The sequence below is a fragment of the Furfurilactobacillus milii genome (genome assembly GCF_021654115.1).
In the GTDB taxonomy this organism is placed as follows: Bacteria; Bacillota; Bacilli; order Lactobacillales; family Lactobacillaceae; genus Furfurilactobacillus; species Furfurilactobacillus milii.
The window spans coordinates 1-8692 of record NZ_JAIWJF010000017.1 but is presented as its reverse complement, the minus strand read 5'-3'; the positions used below and the strand labels follow the sequence as shown (position 1 = coordinate 8692).

The 8692-nt window shown below is 40.7% G+C and carries 6 protein-coding genes and 6 tRNA genes; 11 read left to right on the top strand and 1 reads right to left on the bottom strand.

Going from position 1 to position 8692, the window contains the following annotated elements; all coding sequences use genetic code 11:
- The first annotated feature begins 25 nt into the window (after window positions 1–25).
- From LDK34_RS12385 to LDK34_RS12335, 11 genes are all read left to right on the top strand, one after another.
- A tRNA-Tyr gene (locus LDK34_RS12385) sits at window positions 26–106 on the top strand.
- A 4-nt stretch (window positions 107–110) separates the two neighbouring features.
- Window positions 111–181: transfer RNA gene (locus tag LDK34_RS12380), tRNA-Trp, on the top strand.
- 17 nt (window positions 182–198) lie between these two features.
- Window positions 199–271 (top strand) — tRNA-His (locus LDK34_RS12375).
- A gap of 8 nt (window positions 272–279) precedes the next feature.
- Window positions 280–351 (top strand) — tRNA-Gln (locus LDK34_RS12370).
- A 20-nt stretch (window positions 352–371) separates the two neighbouring features.
- A tRNA-Cys gene (locus LDK34_RS12365) sits at window positions 372–442 on the top strand.
- Between the two features lie 37 nt (window positions 443–479).
- Window positions 480–565: transfer RNA gene (locus LDK34_RS12360), tRNA-Leu, on the top strand.
- Between the two features lie 384 nt (window positions 566–949).
- On the top strand, window positions 950–3073 hold the full coding sequence (locus LDK34_RS12355) for a C39 family peptidase (RefSeq protein WP_236941908.1): 2124 nt from the start codon (window positions 950–952) through the stop codon (window positions 3071–3073).
- A gap of 91 nt (window positions 3074–3164) precedes the next feature.
- Window positions 3165–3950, top strand: coding sequence for an N-acetylmuramoyl-L-alanine amidase family protein (locus LDK34_RS12350; protein WP_178942245.1), 786 nt, complete (start codon window positions 3165–3167; stop codon window positions 3948–3950).
- 371 nt (window positions 3951–4321) lie between these two features.
- A complete protein-coding gene (locus tag LDK34_RS12345) occupies window positions 4322–5587 on the top strand; it encodes a hypothetical protein (protein WP_236941907.1) in 1266 nt (421 codons plus the stop codon).
- A 223-nt stretch (window positions 5588–5810) separates the two neighbouring features.
- The gene (locus tag LDK34_RS12340) at window positions 5811–6881 is read left to right on the top strand and encodes a PspC-like choline-binding domain-containing protein (protein WP_236941906.1); all 1071 of its coding nucleotides are present in this window, start codon (window positions 5811–5813) and stop codon (window positions 6879–6881) included.
- A 409-nt stretch (window positions 6882–7290) separates the two neighbouring features.
- A complete protein-coding gene (locus LDK34_RS12335) occupies window positions 7291–8532 on the top strand; it encodes an aminoacyltransferase (protein WP_178942248.1) in 1242 nt (413 codons plus the stop codon).
- Between the two features lie 65 nt (window positions 8533–8597).
- On the opposite strand, the gene LDK34_RS12655 is transcribed toward LDK34_RS12335, so the two are convergent.
- Window positions 8598–8690, bottom strand: coding sequence for an IS3 family transposase (locus LDK34_RS12655; protein WP_347880582.1), 93 nt, complete (start codon window positions 8688–8690; stop codon window positions 8598–8600).
- Window positions 8691–8692 lie beyond the last annotated feature (2 nt).

The following is an 8692-nucleotide window of genomic DNA, read 5'->3' as shown; positions in this document are numbered from 1 at the left end:
TCCGTCCCGCGCCATTTCAGAGTATGGCGGAATAGCGAAGTGGCTAAACGCAGCGGTCTGTAAAACCGCCCCGAAAGGTTCGTTGGTTCGAATCCAACTTCCGCCATTATAGGGATATAGTTTAACGGTAGAACGTCGGTCTCCAAAACCGCCGGTGCGGGTTCGATTCCTGCTATCCCTGCTTATTTAAATATTATGGCGGTATTGGTGAAGTGGTTAACACACTGGTTTGTGGATCCAGCACGCGTGAGTTCGATTCTCACATACCGCCCTTTTTATTGGGATATAGCCAAGTGGTAAGGCAACGGACTTTGACTCCGTCATGCGCTGGTTCGAATCCAGCTATCCCAACTTTGGATTTGCTCCATTATGGTGGTATAGCCAAGTGGTAAGGCAGAGGTCTGCAAAACCTTCATCACCGGTTCAAATCCGGTTACCACCTTTCACGTCGAAGGGCGTGTAACAGAATTTCATAGCTTGCCGCTGTGGCGGAATTGGCAGACGCGCTGGACTCAAAATCCAGTTCCCTTTACCGGGAGTGTGGGTTCGACCCCCACCGGCGGCATATATGACTCCTTTAAGGGGTCTTTTTTTTGCCTCTGAAATACCGATGTATCGACTGGCTGGCCAAGTTAAGTTTTATAATTGGTTAACGGTTGATCGTGTGAAGTGTTGAGACGGTCAAGTCTAAAATTATGATGACTTAAGTGTTAAAAATAGTGCCGACAATTCGAATTTCCTAGTCCGAATTGTCGGCACTATTTGGTAAAAAAAGTTTTTTAGTGTATCAAATGATTCTCCTCATCAGTTTTTAATCTAAAATTGGGAGACGTTGCTATTGCTCTTTAAAGTCATGTTCCTTATTTGAACATTGTCAATAACAAGTGGAAATGATAGAATCAATATTGAAATTAAATTAATGGTTCAATCATTTTATCAGGAGAAGATAATGAAATCTAAGTTACGCAACAGTGTTCTGTTGAGTGTTAGTACGCTAACGATACTGTTAAGTTTGTCAATAAATCAGGCTCAGGCTCAGACGGCGAACGATGGTTCAGGTATATCGATCAGTGTCGCAACTAACAGTGCTAGTTCTGTTAAGCATGACACTTCGCAGAATATACAATCAGGAGATACATCGGTAGCTGTTAGTGATACAAAGACTAGTGACATATCTAAAACAACTGACGTAGAAAAAGCTAGCTCTGCCAACGCAGATTCCAGTGAGGTTACATCTGGCTCAGCAAAAGATGTAGCTAGTCAGGCAAGTGTACAGTCGGCTAGTCCATCAGGAATTTCAAAGATAAATAGCGGTGTTCAGAGCTCAACGACATCCGACAAAGGGAGTTCCGTATCGTCAAATGTCGGCAGTAGTCAGAACAAAAATAGTCTAGCAAGTGAACAAAATTCACAAAGTAGTGCAGTTGATTCCACAAAAGAGGGCACAAACACATCCACAGCAAAGTCAAACACTAGCTTTGGGACTGATAGTGATAGTGCCAATGCTACCAGCATTGCAGCTACTTCAACGTCCAATTCGAAGGCTTCCAACGCTGAAAGTGTTAATAGCGCGCAGAGTAATGCGGAAAGTTTGTCCAGCAATGCATCTTCAGATTCATCATCTGAGACTAGCAAAGTTGCAGCATCGGTTAATCTTGGACAAGAAGAAATCGTTATGCCTGTCGCGAGTCATAACGATGGCTGGTCTTCAAACAATGGTAAATGGAATTACTATTTAAATAACAATCTTCAAACAGGTTGGCAAAAGATTAACGACACCTGGTATTATTTTGATCAAAATGGTCAATTGGCTAATCAGTGGTTTAAAGATAACAATCAGTATTATTACATGACCGATTGGGGTATGTTACATACCGGCTGGAGTAAGCTCGACAATTGGTATTACTTCAACTGGGGCGGAGACATGAAGACCGGTTGGTTAAATGATTCATCCAATTGGTACTACCTTGGCAATTGGGGCATGTATAACTCCGGTTGGTCATGGCAAAACGCTTGGTACTACTTCCAAAAGTGGGGTGGTATGGCAACTGGTTGGTTGCATGACGGTAATAATGTTTATTATTTAACTGATTATGGGGCCGCAACTAACGGTTGGGCTAAGGATGGTAATTGGTATTACTTTGATCCAAGTGGTGCGATGAAAACCGGTTGGGTGAACGACAATAATAGTTGGTATTGGGTAGACTACTGGAATGGTATGTCGAACTACCAATGGTCAAAGATTAATGGTTCATATTATTATTTCAACTGGGGCGGCGCAATGGCAACTGGTTGGAATAAAGTTGGTAATTGGTATCACATGGCACAAAGTGGCGCAATGGACAGTGGCTGGCTTCAAGATAACGGTAACTGGTATTGGCTTGATTATTGGGCTGGTATGTCAAATTATCAGTGGTCATGGATTAATGGCGCATACTATTACTTCAACTGGGGTGGTGCAATGGCCACTGGTTGGACAAAGGATAATTCCAATGCTTGGTATTATTTAGATAGTAATGGTGTTTGGAATCCCTCACCGTGGATTAATGTGCCATTTATAGACCAAGTGGCCTGGGGGGCTCCCGAAGGTTGTGAAGGTGCTTCGCTGCTGGAGGCACTCCATGGCAAAGGGCTATTGACGAATACTAATTTATCGCAATTTTTGAAGACGATGCCATATTCCTCGAATGGTGATCCCAACAATGGTTTTGCAGGAAATCCATATGTTTACGACGCAAACGGTGTTGATACTATTTATCCTAAGGCGGTTACTTCATGGGCACAACGTTATACAAACGCAGAAAACATTAGTGGACAATCTTCAACATACCTGCAGGAAGAACTTAGAGCTGGACGTCCAGTAATTATGTGGATGACACATTACTTTGCAGCTCCACAATGGACTCATTACTGGTGGGGATATACGCCGCTTAACTTACATGTAGTATGTGTAAACGGATATAGTAATGGTAGTTATCACATTGTTGATCCTTGGCTAAATAGTTATTGGGTTAGTGGTAGTTCGTTTGATTATATTTGGAACACTTTGAACCTAGGTGTGGCGGTTGGTTAGCTGATTGCCATTAAGTTTCCCTTTTGTTTTATTAATAAATGTCATATTCTTAGAATGGTTTTTAAATTCACAAAGTTTGGAGAGCGTAGACATGAAGTTTCAAAAGAAATTAGTTAAGGTTATCGCTTTGATGGCGGCTTCAGTTGCACTTGGCATGGGAGTTTCCACTGTTAAAGCTAATGCTGATAGCTGGTGGAGCTATCCATCCGGCTGGTATTTATGGAATGATTATGATGAGTCTTGGGATACCGGTTGGCAAGATGTCAATGGTTCAGAGTATTATCTAGATGAAAATTCTGGTGTGATGCGAACTGGTTGGCAATATATTACAGGCTCCTGGTATTACTTTGATAATAGCGGTGCCGCTGCTAATGGTTGGCGTTACATTAACAACAATTGGTATTACTTTACTAACGATGGCTATATGGAAACTGGTACTCAGACTATTAATGGTACACACTATAAGTTTAATAATAGTGGCGCAATGATCACTGGTTGGCAATATGATGGCGGTGATTGGCAATACTATAATGGTAGTGGTGCCCGACAAAATAGTTGGTATGCCGTGAACGGCAAATGGTATTACTCTGATAGTTTCGGAGATATGCAAACTGGTACCGTTGACTGGAAAACATACAAGTATTACATGTGGGGTGACGGCTCCATGGCAACCGGCTGGATTTGGGACGGTTACCGCTGGCGCTATGCTAATGGTGATGGTACATTAGCAGATGGTTGGCAATGGATTAATGGTGCTTGGTACTATTTTGATTACAACGAAATGGTAACGGGTAATCAATATATTAATGGTCAATACAGTCATTTTGATAAGCATCAGGGTAACTGGTTAGGCTATGGCTATAGTGATAATTACTAATTCTGATAATATTAAATAGTTTCTGAGTGCATAGAAATCAAAATGTTATGGCAGTTACTTCCGGGCGGAGGTAGCTGCCATTTGTGTTCACGGTGTAAAATCTCATGTTTTTAATATGCTAAAAATACAGCAATCAGAAGATGAGTAAATGTTAAATAATTGAGATTAACCTTAAGTTTTTGTGCGTAGCAGGCACAAAAATAGGCTTACTGCTGACTATCAGTTACACTAGGTCTTACAGTGATAGCTAAAGTACATCATCTGAAGCCGTAAAAACGAATGTTTTGCAATTTTATTGATGTAATTGAGCTTTCTTGTATACCTTTTAGTATTGAGCAGATATAATAGATTAAGAAAGGGGGATGCTAATATTGCAAACTAAAATTTTTAAAAGTATTGCGTCATCATTGATACTGGCAGGATCATTTTCGCTGATGTTAAGTGGATCTGCGATTGCCAACGCAGATGACAGTGTCGTCATTAACACTAACAACGGCACCCCCGGCGACAATACGACACAGTCCTTTACTTACAAACCGGGACAATTGGAGAATTGTAATGCGACTGTTCCGGCGAAAAGCATTGATTTAAACAAATCATATGTAACGACATCCTATATTGATTCAGCTGGCAATAGAGTTTTGAGTAGCAAGACGTCCCTGTCCACTTTGGGGGTAAGCAATTTTGCGAATTATTTGCAGCAATTTGGTCAAACGCATATTGCCGGAGTTTCCAGTGCGGTAACAGAGTTTTGGTTGGTCAGCAACACACCATCCACGACGGTTACGATTGATTACTATAAGGGTGATCAGCCACAACCATTTCATTCAGAGCAAGTATCAGGTAACTATTTAGATGTAATCAAAATACCTACAATAAAAGCTCCAGTGGGCTATCAACTAGATGATGGGCAAGCCACTAGTTACAAGATTTCGCGCCAAGATAATAGTCAAAACATTGTAAAAATCGTTTATAACAAACCGTCACAACAGTCTGTTAATATTGATTCGAGCAATTCTGACAGTAGTGATTCTTTGTCCAGTAATACTTCGTCAACAACTAGTGATAATAGTTCCAAAAGCAATGTAATAACGAGCACGAACTCTACTAGTTCAAGTATAGGCACATCTGAAATATCGAGCAGTGTAAATGGTTCCCAATCGTCGTCAACTTCCAATATTAGTTCGGATAATCAAGAAGTGAGTTCGGTTATCGGGAATTCGTCAAAGGCGTATTCCAGTAATTCTAGCAATTCTGTAGTTGCCTCCTCTTCAAGTGATGAAGGGAACTCTTCGAAAAACTTAAATTCAAATACAAGTAAGTCTGAGGCAGATGTAAGCTCAACGAGCAGTGCATCAACTCCCAAAGATAGTTCAGCAAACGTCGATTCACCAAAGTTAGCTTCTTCGATTTCACAAACGCAGTCACAAGTATTTAAGCAGGTGTCATCTGGTAATAAAGAATCGAAGAGTTCAGTTCAAAAAGCATTGGCTAGTTCCTTAAAAACGTCAAATCAAAATGGGAACAACGAGAGTGGAAATGTTTCTTCGAAAATTCTAAACGGTATTTTTAGTTCAGAGACTTTAATTGCCGGTGGATTGCTAGCAGGTTTTCTCGTTTATCGAAAATTTAGATAGATTTCAAATTTAATTATTTCTGATTAACAGGTTAGAAAGATGGACTCCAGTGAATGGGGTTCATTTTTTTTATTCATTTTTAAGCTTAGTCCTATAAAAATTCCGGGTATGTATGACAATTCAATACGTTTGATGAAGTGTTGCGGTTTTTGCGTATTGACAAATGAATATTAAAATGACATTTTTAATGTGATTTACAAACCTTTCAGGGGGGATAAAGATCATGCATAAATTGGTAAGGCAAGGGCTGATTACACTTATTGTTGGCGCAGGGCTGATTACTGGAGTCGGAATTAACAATGCACATGCTGATTCCTGGTGGGGGTACTCATCGGGATGGTATCTGTGGTCTGATTCTGGTAACTACTGGAAATCTGGCTGGCAATGGGTCAACAATAATTGGTATTATCTGAATAGCTATGGGACAATGCAAACCGGTTGGCAAGATATTAATGGATCGTGGTATTATTTTGATGGTTCTGGCCACATGCAAACAGGCTGGCAGTGGGTTAATGGCAAGTGGTACTATTTCCAAGGCTCAGGTGCAATGCAAACTGGATGGCTCCAAACTAATTCTTGGTATTACTTAAATGCTGATGGCTCGTTACGTACAGGTTGGGTGTTGAGCTACGGCAAATGGTATTACATGGATAATTCCGGCGCGATGGCATACGGCTGGCGTTATCTTGATAACAGTTGGTATCTGTTAAGTCAATACACAGGGGTAATGCAAACTGGTGTCTCAACTGATAGTAACGGTCACGATTATTATTTTGACAATTCAGGAAAAATGGTCGATGGAAATTTCCAGGATGCGTTTGCTGGACAATTGACACAATGGTTTAATCAGATTAATCAGTTGCGTCAATCGCAACGAACGCCCGTAGGAAGTTCAGACAATCGTGATAACGGTAACGCTTTACCGGCTCTTCGACGAACTACTGAAATGGATCAATGGGCACAGGCGCGAGCAAATGAGCTAGCAAGCTCAAATCAAGGCCTAAGTCATAGTGATAATTTATATGGCGCACCATCCTGGGCCAAAACGAATGCAGCGGGATTATTTAATAGTCCGAACTACAATTACGGTGCCATAGTGAATGGACCCGAATGCTTGGCTTCATGGTGGGGCGGTACAGAGAATCCAGTTGACATGTGGACAGCTGAACAGTCATATGGTGGTGGCCACTATTTAACCGAAGTGAGTCCATATGCTAATGTAGGTGGAATTGGTATTTCGATGTCATCGAATGGCACTTTCTATGCTGTTTTTGAAATTGGCTACCAGCAGTAGAATGATTTTCGAAGCTTATGTACTAGTGTTTAGTAAAAAAATCTTGAATAGCAAAAATTTGATTTGAAATTAGGAAAAAGTTAATAGCAGTGCTTTTTTGAAAAAAGCTTTGAACTGCTCATAACAGGCTTAGGAACAGTATATAAATTTTAGTTAAAACGGTCTGGTTCCGAATATCTAATTGGTATTCAGAATCGGATCGTTTTAGTGTATCCTAGATTGATTTGTATCAAGGCATTGAATCAAGCGCTACTAAATAATTTACATGAATAATATTGGATAAAAGTGATAAAAATCAAAATTAGTTGCTATAATCTCTTGTTTTTATGGTTCTGAAAACATTACTATCTAATATAGAGGGTAAATGTAATTACTAAATACTTTTTAAAGCGAGGATTCTATTTTGATTATGAACTTCAAAGAATTAGATCGGGACTCTTATTACGCTTTTGAACAACAACATCCACAAGGCAGTTATACGCAAACGCCAGAACAAAAAGAAGTGCTGAGTCGACGTAACATCGATGCGACATACGTTGGGATTACTAATGAACACGGGCAGGTGATTGCGGCAGCCTTGTTGACGTCTGAGAAATTACGGATGGGGTATTTGTTTGAGGTTAACGGCGGACCGATGATGGATTATAGCAATGCGGAGCTGGTTAAAGTAATGACAGACGGAATGGTCAATTACGCTAAGCAACACCATGGATTAGTATTGCGCTGGGCACCAAACGTAATTAGCCGTGAGTTTGATGATGATGGCAATGTTATTGCCACGCCCAATAAGAATGCCATTGCAAACTTAACGGCGGCAGGTTTTAGTCACTTGGCCGTTAAACCTGGGTATTCCACAATCGAGGTGGATTATCAGTTTGTTAAAAAGATGACTGGGATCACGGCGGATAATGTGGTGGTCAGTTATCAGAAAGACGCCCAGTATGCGTTGAAGAAAACGAAACAATTTGGCATTAAATTGAGGCAATTGGATTATGATGAGCTGCCACAATTTAAACAATATACTGAGGCCACTGCGAAACGGCTGAACTTTAACGATAAAACGTTGGATTATTATCAGGCGACCTACAAAGCATATGGCGACAAAGTTCAGTTTATCGTGGCTGAACTGAATTTCGACACATATATTGCTAATCAGCAAAAACAAGCCGACAAGTTACAAGAACGGGTTGACGGCTTGGATGCTAAGTTAAAGGATAAGCCAAATAACAAGCATATCAAGAGCCAGCGCCGTGAACTGAGTGACCAAATCAGTCAGCATGAAAAGCGGATTAAAGAGGCTGAAGGCTTTAAACGTGAAGATGGTCAGTCGACCATTTTATCTGGGGGAATGTTCTTTATCCAGCCACAGGAAATCGCCTACATGTTCAGTTTCACAAATGAAGAGTTTAAGAACTTCTACGCCCCTTACATGGTTCAGGATCATATGATTCATGTTGCAATTGAAAACCATGTACCGTTATATAATTTCTACGGTGTGTCTGGCATGTTTGATGGGTCCGATGGTGTGCTCGGGTTCAAACAGTCATTTACTGGGGTGACACAGGAGATGCTGGGCGCGTTTACCAAACCAGTCAAGCCGTTCCAATATCGATTATACGAATGGCTGAAGAAAGTCACAGGTAGGGAATAAAGATTAAAAAAAGGATTTAACACAATTTGTCGTTTGAAGTGAACCCTTAAAGTTGGACAAATATATTAAGCTGCTTTCTGAACGGCGAGTTTCCGGTATTGTACTGGAGACTTGCCGTTCAGTTTTATTTTGATACGACGTTGATTGTAGAAATCAATCC